This is a genomic window from Klebsiella sp. C360, assembly GCF_048822415.1.
GTDB classification, from domain to species: domain Bacteria; phylum Pseudomonadota; class Gammaproteobacteria; order Enterobacterales; family Enterobacteriaceae; genus Klebsiella; species Klebsiella quasipneumoniae.
Genome location: NZ_JBMEZZ010000003.1, coordinates 57938 through 71120, shown reverse-complemented (window position 1 = coordinate 71120; position 13183 = coordinate 57938). Strand labels below are relative to the sequence as shown.

The following is a 13183-nucleotide window of genomic DNA, read 5'->3' as shown; positions in this document are numbered from 1 at the left end:
TCCTTATGCCGCTTTCGGCTGTTTTTCATACAGGAAATGGAGGATCTGCTGGCGCAGATGGTGGTACCGGCTGTCGTCCGCCAGCTGAACGCGATGGCGCGGACGCGGCAGATCGACCGCGAGGATCTCGCCGACCGTCGCCGCCGGGCCGTTGGTCATCATCAGCACCCTGTCGGAAAGCAGCACCGCTTCATCAACGTCGTGAGTGATCATGACGATGGTGGTATTGAGCTCCTGCTGGATATGCATCACCGTGTCCTGGAGGTGAGCGCGGGTCAGCGCGTCCAGGGCGCCGAAGGGCTCATCAAGCAGCAGCACTTTCGGCTTCATCGCCAGCGCCCGGGCGATACCCACCCGCTGCTTCATGCCGCCGGAGATCTCCCCGGGCCGTTTATGCAGCGCATGACCCATCTGCACGCGCGCGAGGTTGTGTTCAATCCACTCCCGACGCTCATGCTTGCTCATGGTGCGACGGAACACCTGATCCACCGCCAGCGCCACATTGTCGAAACAGCTCAGCCACGGCAGCAGCGAGTGGTTCTGGAAAACCACCGCCCGCTCCGGCCCGGGCCCGGCGATTTCCCGGTTATCGCACAGCAGTCCGCCCTCGGTAGGGGTCGTGATCCCGGCGATCAGATTCAGCAGGGTCGATTTTCCGCACCCCGAGTGGCCGATCAGGCTAATGGTCTCCCCTTCGACGATATCGAAGGAGACATTCTGCAGCGCCAGAAACTCGCCGCTGGCGGTGTTGAAGCGCTGGCTGACGGCCTGCACCTGAATTAATGGTTTCATGTTGGCTCCTTATTTTTCCTGCCAGCTAAAGCGGCGGGCGAGCAGCATCAGGCCCTGCTCCAGCAGCAGGCCGACGACGCCGATAATGACGATGGCGATGATGATGTTTTCCACATTGAGGTTGTTCCACTCGTTCCAGATCCAGAAGCCGATCCCCAGCCCGCCGGTGAGCATTTCCGCCGCCACGATCACCAGCCAGGCGATGCCGATGGAGAGGCGCACGCCGGTGAGCACCGCCGGCAGCACCGCCGGAAAGAGAATTTTGCGCATCACCGTCCACTCTGAGAGCTGGAGGACGCGGGCGACGTTGAGATAGTCCTGCGGGATCCGCCGCACGCCTTCCGCGGTGTTGATCACCATCGGCCAGATGGAGCAGATAAAAATGGTCCAGCTGGAGGCTGGCTCCGCCTTCTGGAACAGCAGCAGGCCAATCGGCAGCCAGGCCAGCGGGCTGACCGGGCGCAGCAGAGCAATCAGCGGATTAAACATGCGGGCGAAGAATAGCGAGCGGCCGATCAAAAACCCCAGCGGAATGCCCGCCAGCGCCGCCAGGCCGAAGCCCACCGCCACGCGCTGCAGGGAGGCCAGCACGTTCCAGCCGATCCCCATGTCATTCGGCCCGTCCTGATAGAACGGATCGGCGAACAGCGTCAGCGCCGAGTCCAGCGTGCTCAGCGGGGTGGGAAAGCCTTTGCTGTGCATCGCCGCCAGCTGCCAGGCCAGCAGCAGCACCCCCAGCCCCAGCAGCGGGGGCAGCAGGCGCTGGATGAGCTCACGCAGCCAGCGCGTGACGGTCGGCGTGGTGCGCCGGACCTGCACCGGCGGCAGGATAATGACTTCGCCAGGCGCGTTCTCCACGCTGACGACCGGTTGCTTACGTTGTGCCTGCTTCATCTCATGCCCCCTTACGTTGAATAGCGAAATGGCGGGCGTAGCCTTCCGGGTCAGACCCGTTCCAGACCGTACCGTCCATCAGTGTGCTGCTGCGCATCGTGGCTGCCGGTGTACTGATCCCGCCGACCGCCTGGGCGGCCGCCTGCCAGACGTCGATGCGGTTAAGGCGCGACGCCACCGCGAGGTAATCCGGAGCCTGCTTCAGCAGCCCCCAGCGACGAAACTGGGTGAGGAACCACATCCCGTCCGACAGCCAGGGGAAGCTCACCTCTCCCTCGGCGTAAAAGCGCATCGGATGGGCATCCTGCCAGAGGCGGCCGAGGCCGTTGTCATACTCCCCAAGCATCCGACCGGTGAGGTACTGCTCTTTGGTATTGAGCCAGCCGCGTCTGGCGAGCAGGCGGGCCGTCTCCCGGGTGTTCTCCGCCGAGGCGGCGATCCAGCGCTGCGCCTCCATCAGGGCCGCCACCAGCGCGCGGGCGGTGTTCGGGTGGCGTTCCACCCAGTCGCGACGGGCGCCCAGCACCTTTTCAGGATGCTCAGGCCAGATATCCTGGGAAGTGGCCGCGGTGAAGCCGATACGGTCGTTAATGGCGCGGGCGTTCCACGGCTCGCCGACGCAAAAGCCGCTCATATTGCCGATGCGCATGTTCATCACCATCTGCGGCGGCGGCACCACGACGGTGCGCACATCGTTAAAGGGATCGATGCCGGCGCTCGCCAGCCAGTAGTAAAGCCACATGGCATGGGTGCCGGTGGGAAAGGTATGGGCGAAGGTGTAGCTGCCCGGCGCGCTGCGGTCGATCAGCCGCTTCAGTCCGCCGAGGTCGGTCACCCCTTTCTCCTGCAGTTCGCTGGAGAGGGTGATGGCCTGACCATTGCGGTTGAGGGTCATCAGATTAGCCATCGCCTGCGGCTTGCTGGCGATCCCCAGTTCAAGACCGTACAGCAGGCCATAGAGAATATGCGCCGCGTCCAGTTCACCGGCCACCAGCTTGTCGCGCACCGCCGCCCAGCTGGCCTCCTTACTCGGCGCCAGGGTAATGCCATATTTTTTGTCAAACCCCTTCGCCGCGGCGATGGCCAGCGGCGCACAGTCGGTCAGCGGAATAAACCCTACCCGCACGGTGGTTTGCTCCGGTCTGTCCGAGCCGCCGGCCCATGCGGCCTGCATCACGCCTGGCAGCAGCATCGCGCCGCCCAGCGCGGCCCCTGCCTGCAGCAAGCGCCGCCGTGAAATTGAAAACTTATCGCTCATATCCGCTCCACACGCGCAAAAAAAAAGCGCCCGACAGTGCATATGCACTGCAGGACGCCTTTATCCACGGACACCCGAACCGCCATTGGTTCGTCGCCCGGACTTTTATTCACTCACTTATACTAATGCAAAGGGGATGCCAGCTTTGGCTAAGGCGCGCTGGCGGGCTTTTCCTTTCGCTCTGGTCGGTTTGTCAGGCAAAAGTGCACCGCCGACAGGCAGCGAATGCCCATCGATTGTGCATCTACTCCTTTGGGGTTAATGGCCAGATCGCCTTGACCATCAGCAGCGCGCGGGCTATCTCAACCATCCGCTGATTCTTGTCCATGGCCATCTTGCGCAGCGTTTGCCAGGCCTGCTCCTCCGGCATCCCCTGATGAGTCATCAGCAGGCTTTTCGCTTTTTCGATCAGCTTGCGTTCCTCGAGCGCGTCTTTCAGCGAAGCCAGCTGGCTGGAGAGCTGCTGCAGCTCATAGGCCTGCTGGCGCACCAGCGGCAGCAGCTGTTTATCCAGCCGCGGCGTCACGCTGTCGCTCTCCTCCCCAGCCAGCCAGCCAGGCGCGTCGTCTTCTAACAGCGCGTCGGTGGCGTCCAGCAGATCGTCGATCAGTTGCTCTTCCACTTCGCGCAGTTGCTCAAGCCGCTGGGTTTGCAGGCCGAACCAGCGCAGCGCCGTTTCCCCGCCGTCCGCCGCCGGCTGGCGGGTGCAGGCGATCCGCCGCAGTTGCTCGATGTCCAGACCGGCCTGGCACTCGGTCGTAAACAGCTGGACCGTCGCCGGACTGCCCAGCGCCTGGAAGCTGTCAAAGCAGGGCTGCTGACCGTCAATACGGTCCACCAGCTGCTGGCGCAGGCTGTCGCTGAACTCGCCGCGGGTAAAGCCCAATGCTCCCAGCGCGCGCTCCTGGCCCACCAGCTCTTTTCCCTGCATAAAGCTGTACAGGGCGACCATACGCCCGGCTACCGACGGGTCGTCAATGCTGTCATTGAGCTGAGGGACGATATTCAGCAGATGGCGGATAATACGGCTGAACTGCTCCGTCGCGGCTTCAGCGGCGACCTGCCGGCGGCTGACCTGCTCACGCAGCGCCGGGAGCTGCGCCAGATCGCCGACCGCCCGGGCGATGCGCCAGCACAGCGCGCTGCCGGCGACCGCGCGCGCCCGTTCGAGGGCGGCATAGAACAAGGCCAGCCGCTCATCAACCAGCGCCCCACCCGCCCGACACTCCGCCGCGTACAGCTGACCGCCCGAGCAAAGAAAAATATTCGACGCCCCGCGCTCGCACTGCAGCATATGCACCAGCGCGCTGAGCTGACTTGCCAGCTCGCCCAGCCGGGCAAGTTGCTGAAGCTGTTGTTTTTGCAGGCGGCGCGCCAGCTGCAGCCAGGCCGTCGCCTCGTCCGCGTGACCAGTTGTATTATTCATACCCCTCCTCCGGGTTAACGCTTTATACTGCGGTAAAGCAATAACCGTGCCTTTAAGAAGGAGTTTGTATGCAACGTATTGTGATTATCGCCAACGGCGCCGCCTACGGCAGTGAATCCCTGTTCAACAGCCTGCGCCTGGCCATTGCCCTGCGCGAACAGCAGTCCGACCTCGATCTCAAGCTGTTTTTGATGTCCGACGCCGTCACCGCCGGGCTGCGCGGGCAGAAGCCGGCGGAAGGGTATAATGTGCAGCAGATGCTGGAGATCCTCACCGCCCAGCAGGTTCCCGTTAAGCTGTGCAAGACCTGCGCGGACGGCCGCGGGGTCAGCGCACTGCCGCTGGTTGATGGGGTGGAGGTTGGCACTCTCGTTGAGCTGGCCCAGTGGACCCTGGCGGCAGATAAAGTGCTGACCTTCTAAATCTGCGCCGCCGAACGGGAGGAAATATCAGGTTTCGCCGCCTGAAGAGGTGAAAAAAACGTTAGCTGAATGCTTTCAGGAACAACGTCATTTTTGTTTAATCTTTATCCCTTTTTTTGATCAAAATCAGCATCCCGACCCGCGCCGTTTGGTGTGATGCACAGAGCAAAGTGTGAACAATATCACGCGAGGACTAGGTGGGCAGGATGCTGTAGCGGGACAGAAACGGGGTACAAAAATGGCGATGGTAAAAGCAAGTTTGACGTTGTTTGGCGGTGACACGCTGGTGGTGCGGTGCTCAGAGCGCTGCCATATTCATCTGATGAGCGCGAAGGTTCCTGGCGACAGCCATGCGGATATTCTGAGCGTGCAGGATCGGGACAGCGCCTATCTGACGGTGCCCTACAGCGGCACCTGGAACGTGCTTATCGACAGTCACAGCCAGTCACTGGAGCACTCCATCAGCTACGTTCCGGCCTGACAGTCACTGCCTTAACACACGCCCGGCCATGCCGGGCGTTTTTCTTTTCTGCGCGCTCAGGCCAGGCCCGGCGTCGGGCTGTCGCCCAACAGCGCGCGGACGCTGGCCACCAGATCATCAAGACTGGCGTCGTGCATCCCGAGCTTACTCAACGCCTGCTCCAGCGAAAACAGGTACTGCGCGTTGGTGCCGAGCGGCCCGCTGGCCCGGGCGATCAGCGGAGCAATGACCTGGGCGCTGGTATCCGGCTCAAACAGCGGATGACGCGGATCCATAATAAACACCAGCGCATTTACCGTCCGCCCGTCGTCCAGCTCCAGCTTGCACCAGGTGGGCAGATAGCAGCCGGTAATCATCTCCCGTTTCCACAGCAGCGTCAGCTCTTCTTCCAGCGTGTCGTCCGGCAGACGATAAGCGACGCCGGTGGTTCGACCGCCCTCTTTCAGGGCCAGCATGCGTCCCGGCTGGCAGGCGCTCCCGCGCCCGGCGGTCAACCGCAGGCAAAACGCGCGGTGCCAGCCCGGCAGCGTGCCAGTGCAGGACTCGCGATAATTGAGCGCCGGGTTCCAGATAAGCGAACCGTAGCCAAAGATCCATACTGAGCCATCATCCGGGCGGCAGGCCAGCGTCGCCGCCAGCGAGGCTGCGCGTTGTTCTGCCGACCAGAGTAGCGATTCCTCAATAGCGCCAAACGCTGTCTTACAATCCGCATTCATCAAGAAATCACGAGTTAACACTGTTTACTACCTCCGCCACTGCCCGCTTCCCGGCGTTCGTCTCATGCATCCGTCAATATTGCTGAAATATTATCCAGCTTTATCTTTCAATAAGCAATCAGCGGGGCGCTGGCAAGCATAAAAGCGGCGTCAGCAATTATTTTTTCTTATGCCACTTATCGTCATCGCCTTTCTCGTAACTATTCTTCACCGCCGCCCAGGCGACTTTGTGCGCCGTCTCTTCACGGCTGGCGTCATCGCGCCGCTCGTCTTTATCTTTATATTGATCCCAGGCGCTGTTAAACGCTTCTTTATAAATTTCCTGCGCATGGGCAGGCAGAACATGCTGAACGCTGTCGGGGAGCTCTTGTTTACTGTTATAGGGCATAATGACCTCCTGTTTGAGCATAAAATTTAAGTCTGGAACGCAGGCGGCAGGCTATCAAGCCGATGATGAGTTAAAAATGGATTTTAGTAATTATCTGAATAATAAATATAAAAATAGCGTAATCGCAAATTATAATAAACTAATCAAGATATCTCGCGATACCCGTAAACTTAAGTAAAAATACAGCAGAAACTTAGCAAAATCTGTTACTTTATCGCCCTGCGTTTTTATAATTATAACACCTGCATAAATGGAGATGGTTCATGACCCATGCACATGAGGCGGTAAAAACCCGCCATAAGGAGTCTTCCCTCGTCTTTCCGGTGCTGGCGCTGGCAGTGCTGTTTTTCTGGGGCAGCAGCCAGTCACTGCCAGTGGTTATCGCGATTAATATCCTCGCGCTGGTCGGTATTTTAAGCAGCGCCTTCAGCGTGGTCCGCCACGCCGACGTCCTCGCCCACCGCCTGGGCGAACCCTACGGCTCCCTGATTCTCAGCCTGTCGGTGGTTATCCTTGAGGTCAGTCTGATCTCCGCGTTGATGGCCACCGGCGACGCCGCGCCGACCCTGATGCGTGATACGCTCTACTCCATCATTATGATCGTCACCGGCGGTCTGGTCGGTTTCTCCCTGCTGCTGGGCGGGCGTAAATTCGCCACCCAATATATGAATCTGTTCGGCATTAAGCAGTACCTTATCGCCCTGTTTCCGCTGGCGATTATCGTGCTGGTGTTTCCCATGGCGCTGCCGGGCGCGAACTTCAGCACCGGGCAATCGCTGCTGGTGGCGGTGATTTCGGCGGCCATGTACGGCGTTTTCCTGCTTATTCAGACCAAAACCCATCAGAGTCTGTTTGTTTACGAGCATGAAGACGACGGCGATGATGACGACCCGCACCACGGTAAACCGTCCGCCCACAGCAGCGGGTGGCATACCGCCTGGCTGCTGGTGCACCTGGTGGCGGTGATCGCCGTCACTAAAATGAACGCCAACCCGTTGGAAACGCTGTTGACCAGCATGAATGCCCCGGTGGCCTTCACCGGCTTCCTCGTGGCCTTGCTGATCCTGTCGCCGGAAGGCCTTGGCGCGCTCAAAGCGGTGCTCAACAATCAGGTACAGCGGGCGATGAACCTGTTCTTCGGCTCCGTGCTGGCCACCATCTCGCTGACGGTCCCGGTGGTCACCCTCATCGCCTTCCTGACCGGCAATGAGCTGCGCTTTGGCCTTGGCGCGCCGGAGATGGTGGTGATGGTCGCCTCGCTGGTGCTGTGTCATATCTCCTTCTCCACCGGACGCACCAATGTGCTGAACGGCGCGGCCCATCTGGCGCTGTTCGCCGCCTACCTGATGACCATTTTCGCCTGACCCCGCGTTCCCGTCCGGCGGAGTCCGGGCGAAAAAAAAGCCTGCCGGTTTTGACGCCGGCAGGCTTTTTCAGTGATGCGGTCAGGCTTACTTGCTGGTATCCAGCTCGTCGAAGCTTTTCACCAGATCGTCAATCGCTTTCATCTGCTTGAGGAACGGCTCCAGTTTATCCAGCGGCAGCGCGGACGGGCCGTCGCATTTCGCGTGGTCCGGATCCGGATGCGCTTCGATAAACAGACCGGCGATACCCACCGCCATACCGGCGCGGGCCAGCTCGCTCACCTGCGCGCGGCGACCGCCGGAGGCAGCGCCAAACGGGTCGCGGCACTGCAGCGCGTGGGTGACGTCGAAAATAACCGGCGAGTTGTTGGAGGCTTTCTTCATCACGCCGAAGCCGAGCATATCCACCACCAGGTTGTCGTAACCGAAGTTCGCGCCGCGGTCGCAGAGGATCACTTTGTCGTTACCACCTTCGATGAATTTATCGACGATGTTGCCCATCTGACCCGGGCTGACGAACTGCGGTTTCTTGACGTTGATCACCGCTCCGGTTTTGGCCATCGCTTCCACCAGGTCAGTCTGGCGCGCGAGGAAGGCGGGAAGCTGGATCACGTCCACGACGTCAGCCACCGGCTGCGCCTGGCTGGCTTCATGAACGTCGGTGATGATTTTCACGCCAAAGGTCTGCTTCAGCTCCTGGAAAATCTTCATCCCTTCTTCCAGACCCGGCCCACGATAGGAGTGAATGGAGGAACGGTTGGCTTTATCAAAGGAGGCTTTGAAGACGTAGGGGATGCCAAGCTTCTGCGTAACGGTGACGTAATGTTCGCAGATGCGCATCGCCAGATCGCGTGACTCCAGCACGTTCATCCCGCCGAACAGCACGAACGGCAGGTCATTCGCTACGTTGATATCACCAATACTAACCACTTTCTGTTTCATAAATTCGCCTTATCAGGGTGTAACCGGAATGGTTCCAGACTAATGCAATGTAATTTGTTTGTGCGAAATCGTGTTGATTTGTGCGCGGATCATCTCGCTGATCGGATCCTCCGGACACTGCTCGACAAAATAGCTCAGGTCCAGCAGCGCCACGTGATCGCAATCCAGCTGGGCGTATATCAGCCCGCGGTCGCGGATCTCATACGGATCTTCCGGGTTAAACTGCAGCAGCGCTTCGCTGGCGCGCAGGGCCAGCTCCATCTGCCGCTCTTCCATCAGCGCCGACTTCAGGGTGTCCAGCAGCTTGCGGATCACCTCGGCGTTATCCGCTTCGTCGAGATCTTCATTAAACAGTTCCGCCACCGGCCCGATGTTGCCCTTCAGCCATACCTCCAGGGTATGTTCGTCGAGAGTTTCTCCGTTGAACGGATTAATCAGCCACATCTCTTCGCTGGTTTCCGGGTCCGCGCGCAGCAGCATCTGGGTCGGGAAGATCACCGGCACCACCGGCAGCCCCAGGCGCTGAGCGATCCACAGCAGGATCGCGCCTAATGACACCGCGCTACCCTGGCGGTTGACCAGCACTTTATCGAGCCATAGCGCGTCGGATAGACGATAAACGCCCTGCGAGGCGCCAAAGCCCCACTCCTCGTAAAACAGCGCCAGCAGGCGTTCTATCTGGCGTTCCTGGTCCCACGAAGGCGCAATCTCCTCCTGCGCGAGGCGCAGCAGCCGCTGCAGCTCTTCCTCGACAAAACGCGTCGGAAAATCGTCGCGGACCTGTTCAGAAATGAGGACCATGCCATCACACAATGGCGCTTTGTTAAATTCGAAATCCGCTAATGACCCCATGACCTACCCCAGTATCGGTATTCTTGTGATGGCGAGTTGAATGATGATAAACAACACCACCAGCGCCAGCAGGAACGCGATAAAGCGGCTCTGCTGGCTGCGCGGACGACGACGGCCCAGCGCGATAAAACCTAATGCGATGTAAATGATAACGCCAAACAGCTTTTCAGTCAGCCATGCGCCGTCTTCTGTGAACGGCAGGTAGTGCGTTATCGCCATTAATCCCGCACCGCTGAGAAACAGCAGCGTATCGCTGCAGTGCGGCGCAATTCGCACCCACCGCTGGTTCAGCAGCGGGCTCTGGTGATACATCCACCAGTAACGTAAAACGAACAATCCTACCGACACCACCACGCTGGCGATGTGCAGGTAGAGGACAGCCGTGAATAAGTTCATCAGCCAACGTTCTCCATGTCGGGTAAACGTCCGAGGGTCAGACGCTCATTGTCGCCATAGTCGCGGCAGGTCGCGACATCCAGATAGCCCGCCTCGCGGAACAGGGCGCGTACCGCTTCGCCCTGGGTCCAGCCATGCTCCAGCAGCATCCAGCCGCCGGGCTGCAGATACTGCCGCCCCTCGCGGATAATCTGCGCCAGATCGGCCAGCCCCTGGTCGCCTGCCACCAGCGCCGTCAACGGTTCAAAACGCACATCGCCTTCGGCAAGATGCGGGTCGGCGGCGTCGATATAGGGGGGATTGCTGACGATCATGGCGAAGCGCTGCCCGGCCAGCGCACTGAACCAGTCGCTTTGCCGTATCGTCACGTTAGCGATGCCCAGATGGGCGGCATTACGCAACGCCAGCGCCACGGCGTCCGGCATCACGTCCACCGCGATCACTTCACAGTCAGGACGTTCGCTGGCCAGCGCCAGGGCAATGGCGCCGGTCCCGGTGCCGAGGTCGAGAATACGGCACGCCGCGACGGGCAGACGCGCCAGCGCCTGCTCCACCAGACATTCGGTATCCGGGCGGGGGATCAGCGTCGCCGGGGAGACAAACAGCGGCAGCGACCAGAACTCCCGCTGCCCGACCAGATGGGCGATGGGCTCCCCGCGCTGGCGTCGCTGCAGGAGCGCCTCCAGCGTCGTCGCCTCGTCGGCGGACAGCGTCGTTTCGCCGAAGGCCAGGATCCAGGTGCGCGCCCGACCGGTGACGTGTCCCAGCAGGATCTCGGCGTCGCGTCGCGGACTGTCGCTCTCCGCCAGGCGGGCGATTGCCTGCTGCAGCCAGGCCTGAAAGGTCATCATTCCTGCTCGGACAGCGCCGCCAGCTGATCGGCCTGGTGTTCCTGGACTATCGGCTCAATCAGCATGTCGAGTTTGCCCTCCATCGCCTCATCGAGACGGTAAAGGGTCAGGTTGATGCGGTGGTCGGTCACGCGGCCCTGCGGGAAGTTGTAGGTACGGTTGCGATCGCTGCGGTCGCCGCTGCCCAGCAGGTTGCGGCGCGTGGAGGCTTCCGCCTGCTGACGCTTGGCCACTTCGGCGGCGCGGATCCGCGCCCCCAGCACCGACAGCGCCTTGGCTTTGTTTTTATGCTGGGAACGTTCGTCCTGACACTCCACCACGATGCCGGTGGGCAGGTGGGTAATACGGATCGCCGAGTCGGTGGTGTTAACGTGCTGACCGCCCGCGCCGGAGGAACGGAACGTATCGATGCGCAGATCCGCCGGGTTGATATCCGGCATTTCCGCCTCCGGCAGCTCCGGCATCACCGCCACCGTACAGGCGGAGGTGTGGATACGCCCCTGCGACTCGGTGGCCGGCACGCGCTGCACGCGATGGCCGCCGGATTCAAATTTGAGCCGGCCATAGACGCCGTCGCCGCTGATCTTGGCGATCACCTCTTTAAAGCCGCCGTGTTCACCTTCGTTGGCGCTGAGGATCTCCACCTGCCAGCGGCGCGATTCCGCGTAACGGGTGTACATGCGGAACAGGTCGCCGGCAAACAGCGCCGCTTCATCGCCGCCGGTCCCGGCGCGCACTTCCACGAAGGCGTTACGCTCGTCATCAGGATCTTTCGGCAGGAGCAGGACCTGTAGCTGTTGCTCCAGCTGTTCGCCTTTATCTTTGGCGTCCCGCAGCTCTTCCTGCGCCATTTCGCGCATTTCCGGATCGTCGAGCATCATCTGTGCGGTTTCAATATCCTCCTGCACCTGACGCCAGTCGGTATAGCAGCGCGCCACATCGCTTAGTTGAGCATACTCCCGCGACAGCGCGCGGAATTTATCCTGATCGGCAATCGTCGCGGCATCGCCGAGCAGCGCCTGCACTTCTTCGTGGCGCTCGTACAACGCTTCCAGTTTGGCAACAATAGAAGACTTCATAGGCGTGAATTCACCCTGTCCTGAAAATAAGAGAAAGGTGCGCTATTCCAGCCCGAGGCTGTTGCGCAGAATATGCAGGCGTTCGTCGTCCCCGTCACGGGCGGCCTGCTGAAGTGATTTGGTTGGTGCGTGGATCAGGCGGTTGGTGAGCTTACGCGCCAGATCCTGCATAATTTCCTGGGCATCACCGCCCTGCTCCAGCGCGGCCAGCGCCTTCGCCGTCAGCTCCTCACGGACCTGCTCGGACTGAGAACGGTATTCGCGAATGGTCTCGCTGGCGCTCTGCGCGCGCAGCCAGGCCATAAATTCGCTGGTCTCCTGCTCGACGATCGATTCCGCCTGCACCGCCGCGGCCTTACGCTGCGCCAGGTTATGCTGAATGATGTTTTGCAGATCGTCGACGCTGTAGAGGTAAGCGTTAGCCAGTTTGCCGACCTCCGGTTCGACGTCGCGCGGGACGGCGATATCCACCAGCAGCATCGGCTGGTTGCGCCGCGCCTTGAGCGCACGCTCCACCATGCCTTTGCCGATGATCGGCAGCGGGCTGGCGGTGGAGCTGATAATGATGTCGGCCTCTTTCAGCCGTTCGTCGATATCGCTGAGGGCAATCACCTCGGCGCCCACTTCTTCCGCCAGCGCCTGGGCGCGTTCACGAGTGCGGTTGGCGATCACCATTTTGCGCACGTGATGTTCGCGAAGATGGCGCGCCACCAGTTCGATGGTTTCACCGGCGCCTACCAGCAGCACCGTCACGCTCGACAGGGATTCAAAGATTTGCCGCGCCAGGGTACAGGCGGCGAACGCGACGGAAACGGCGCTGGCGCCGATATCGGTTTCAGTACGCACGCGCTTGGCCACCGAGAACGATTTCTGGAACATCCGCTCCAGTTCGCTGACGTTAAGATGGCCGCGGCTGGAATCGGCGAAGGCTTTTTTCACCTGACCGAGGATCTGCGGTTCGCCCAGCACCAGCGAATCAAGGCCGCTGGCGACGCGCATCAGATGGCTGACGGCGTCGTTATCCTGGTGCCAGTAGAGGCTTTTACGCAGGTCTTCTTCATTGAGGCCGTGGTAATCGCACAGCCAGCGGATCAGCGCTTCCTGCAGGTTATCCTGCTCTTCTACGCTGAGATAGAGTTCCGTGCGGTTGCAGGTCGACAGCACCACCCCACCCTGCACCATCGGCTGAGCCAGCAAGCTCTCCAGCGCCTTATCGAGCGTTTCCGGCGAAAACGCAACGCGTTCTCGCAGGGCGACCGGAGCTGTTTTGTGATTGATGCCAAGAGCTAAAAGGGTCATTGTGAGGGAGTAGTACCAGCGTT

The 13183-nt window shown here is 60.6% G+C and carries 15 protein-coding genes; 3 read left to right on the top strand and 12 right to left on the bottom strand.

The features are described 5' to 3' along the window. Window positions 1–3: 3 nt before the first annotated feature. From ACOI7D_RS09220 to nasR, 4 genes are all read right to left on the bottom strand, one after another. Window positions 4–792, bottom strand: coding sequence for an ABC transporter ATP-binding protein (locus tag ACOI7D_RS09220; protein ID WP_032453294.1), 789 nt, complete (start codon window positions 790–792; stop codon window positions 4–6). Window positions 793–801: 9 nt separating this feature from the next. Continuing rightward, window positions 802–1686: a nitrate ABC transporter permease gene (ntrB, locus tag ACOI7D_RS09215; protein WP_109547194.1), complete on the bottom strand. Its 885-nt coding sequence runs from the start codon at window positions 1684–1686 to the stop codon at window positions 802–804. 1 nt (window position 1687) lies between these two features. Continuing rightward, window positions 1688–2944 (bottom strand): CmpA/NrtA family ABC transporter substrate-binding protein, encoded by a 1257-nt coding sequence (locus tag ACOI7D_RS09210; protein WP_109547193.1) that lies wholly within the window; start codon window positions 2942–2944, stop codon window positions 1688–1690. A gap of 244 nt (window positions 2945–3188) precedes the next feature. Next, window positions 3189–4370 (bottom strand): nitrate regulatory protein NasR, encoded by a 1182-nt coding sequence (gene nasR / locus ACOI7D_RS09205; protein WP_044523872.1) that lies wholly within the window; start codon window positions 4368–4370, stop codon window positions 3189–3191. 68 nt (window positions 4371–4438) lie between these two features. Here nasR and ACOI7D_RS09200 point away from each other — a divergent pair, with 68 nt between their 5' ends. Next, window positions 4439–4792: a DsrE/DsrF/TusD sulfur relay family protein gene (locus ACOI7D_RS09200; RefSeq protein WP_002910380.1), complete on the top strand. Its 354-nt coding sequence runs from the start codon at window positions 4439–4441 to the stop codon at window positions 4790–4792. A 238-nt stretch (window positions 4793–5030) separates the two neighbouring features. Further along, on the top strand, window positions 5031–5273 hold the full coding sequence (locus tag ACOI7D_RS09195) for a DUF1883 domain-containing protein (protein WP_002910387.1): 243 nt from the start codon (window positions 5031–5033) through the stop codon (window positions 5271–5273). Window positions 5274–5329: 56 nt separating this feature from the next. On the opposite strand, the gene ACOI7D_RS09190 is transcribed toward ACOI7D_RS09195, so the two are convergent. Both ACOI7D_RS09190 and chaB read right to left on the bottom strand, forming a co-directional pair. After that, the gene (locus ACOI7D_RS09190) at window positions 5330–6010 is read right to left on the bottom strand and encodes a gamma-glutamylcyclotransferase (RefSeq protein ID WP_023290144.1); all 681 of its coding nucleotides are present in this window, start codon (window positions 6008–6010) and stop codon (window positions 5330–5332) included. Between the two features lie 136 nt (window positions 6011–6146). Next, window positions 6147–6377: a putative cation transport regulator ChaB gene (chaB, locus tag ACOI7D_RS09185; RefSeq protein WP_023290145.1), complete on the bottom strand. Its 231-nt coding sequence runs from the start codon at window positions 6375–6377 to the stop codon at window positions 6147–6149. A 263-nt stretch (window positions 6378–6640) separates the two neighbouring features. On the opposite strand from chaB, the gene chaA reads away from it, so the two are divergent. Further along, window positions 6641–7741 (top strand): sodium-potassium/proton antiporter ChaA, encoded by a 1101-nt coding sequence (chaA, locus tag ACOI7D_RS09180; protein WP_004203207.1) that lies wholly within the window; start codon window positions 6641–6643, stop codon window positions 7739–7741. A gap of 87 nt (window positions 7742–7828) precedes the next feature. Here the strand turns inward: chaA and kdsA are convergent, their stop codons facing one another. Genes kdsA through hemA form a run of 6 tightly spaced genes read right to left on the bottom strand, consistent with a single transcriptional unit; the run spans window position 7829 to window position 13160 of the window. Then, complete coding sequence (gene kdsA / locus ACOI7D_RS09175; RefSeq protein WP_002910393.1) at window positions 7829–8683, bottom strand: 3-deoxy-8-phosphooctulonate synthase; 855 nt, start codon at window positions 8681–8683, stop codon at window positions 7829–7831. Window positions 8684–8722: 39 nt separating this feature from the next. Further along, window positions 8723–9535, bottom strand: a complete 813-nt coding sequence (gene sirB1, locus ACOI7D_RS09170; RefSeq protein WP_017899847.1) for an invasion regulator SirB1 — start codon at window positions 9533–9535, stop codon at window positions 8723–8725. Window positions 9536–9538: 3 nt separating this feature from the next. Then, the gene (sirB2, locus tag ACOI7D_RS09165; protein WP_008804389.1) at window positions 9539–9931 is read right to left on the bottom strand and encodes an invasion regulator SirB2; all 393 of its coding nucleotides are present in this window, start codon (window positions 9929–9931) and stop codon (window positions 9539–9541) included. Continuing rightward, entirely contained in the window at window positions 9931–10779 is an 849-nt protein-coding gene (gene prmC / locus ACOI7D_RS09160) for a peptide chain release factor N(5)-glutamine methyltransferase (protein ID WP_050533460.1), read from the bottom strand. Before prmC ends, sirB2 begins: the two co-directional genes overlap by 1 nt. Further along, on the bottom strand, window positions 10779–11861 hold the full coding sequence (gene prfA / locus ACOI7D_RS09155; protein ID WP_004203214.1) for a peptide chain release factor 1: 1083 nt from the start codon (window positions 11859–11861) through the stop codon (window positions 10779–10781). The genes prmC and prfA overlap by 1 nt, the downstream gene beginning before the upstream one ends. A gap of 42 nt (window positions 11862–11903) precedes the next feature. Next, window positions 11904–13160 (bottom strand): glutamyl-tRNA reductase, encoded by a 1257-nt coding sequence (hemA, locus tag ACOI7D_RS09150; RefSeq protein WP_023290148.1) that lies wholly within the window; start codon window positions 13158–13160, stop codon window positions 11904–11906. Between the last annotated feature and the right edge of the window lie 23 nt (window positions 13161–13183).

Excerpts from the sequence above, each read along its gene's own strand:
- ACOI7D_RS09220 (WP_032453294.1), bottom strand. The coding sequence starts at position 792 with ATGAAACCATTAATTCAGGTGCAGGCCGTCAGCCAGCGCTTCAACACC.
- prmC (WP_050533460.1), bottom strand. The coding sequence starts at position 10,779 with ATGACCTTTCAGGCCTGGCTGCAGCAGGCAATCGCCCGCCTGGCGGAG.
- sirB1 (WP_017899847.1), bottom strand. The coding sequence starts at position 9,535 with ATGGGGTCATTAGCGGATTTCGAATTTAACAAAGCGCCATTGTGTGAT.
- prfA (WP_004203214.1), bottom strand. The coding sequence starts at position 11,861 with ATGAAGTCTTCTATTGTTGCCAAACTGGAAGCGTTGTACGAGCGCCAC.
- ntrB (WP_109547194.1), bottom strand. The coding sequence starts at position 1,686 with ATGAAGCAGGCACAACGTAAGCAACCGGTCGTCAGCGTGGAGAACGCG.
- ACOI7D_RS09200 (WP_002910380.1), top strand. The coding sequence starts at position 4,439 with ATGCAACGTATTGTGATTATCGCCAACGGCGCCGCCTACGGCAGTGAA.
- ACOI7D_RS09195 (WP_002910387.1), top strand. The coding sequence starts at position 5,031 with ATGGCGATGGTAAAAGCAAGTTTGACGTTGTTTGGCGGTGACACGCTG.
- ACOI7D_RS09210 (WP_109547193.1), bottom strand. The coding sequence starts at position 2,944 with ATGAGCGATAAGTTTTCAATTTCACGGCGGCGCTTGCTGCAGGCAGGG.
- hemA (WP_023290148.1), bottom strand. The coding sequence starts at position 13,160 with ATGACCCTTTTAGCTCTTGGCATCAATCACAAAACAGCTCCGGTCGCC.
- nasR (WP_044523872.1), bottom strand. The coding sequence starts at position 4,370 with ATGAATAATACAACTGGTCACGCGGACGAGGCGACGGCCTGGCTGCAG.
- sirB2 (WP_008804389.1), bottom strand. The coding sequence starts at position 9,931 with ATGAACTTATTCACGGCTGTCCTCTACCTGCACATCGCCAGCGTGGTG.
- kdsA (WP_002910393.1), bottom strand. The coding sequence starts at position 8,683 with ATGAAACAGAAAGTGGTTAGTATTGGTGATATCAACGTAGCGAATGAC.
- chaB (WP_023290145.1), bottom strand. The coding sequence starts at position 6,377 with ATGCCCTATAACAGTAAACAAGAGCTCCCCGACAGCGTTCAGCATGTT.
- chaA (WP_004203207.1), top strand. The coding sequence starts at position 6,641 with ATGACCCATGCACATGAGGCGGTAAAAACCCGCCATAAGGAGTCTTCC.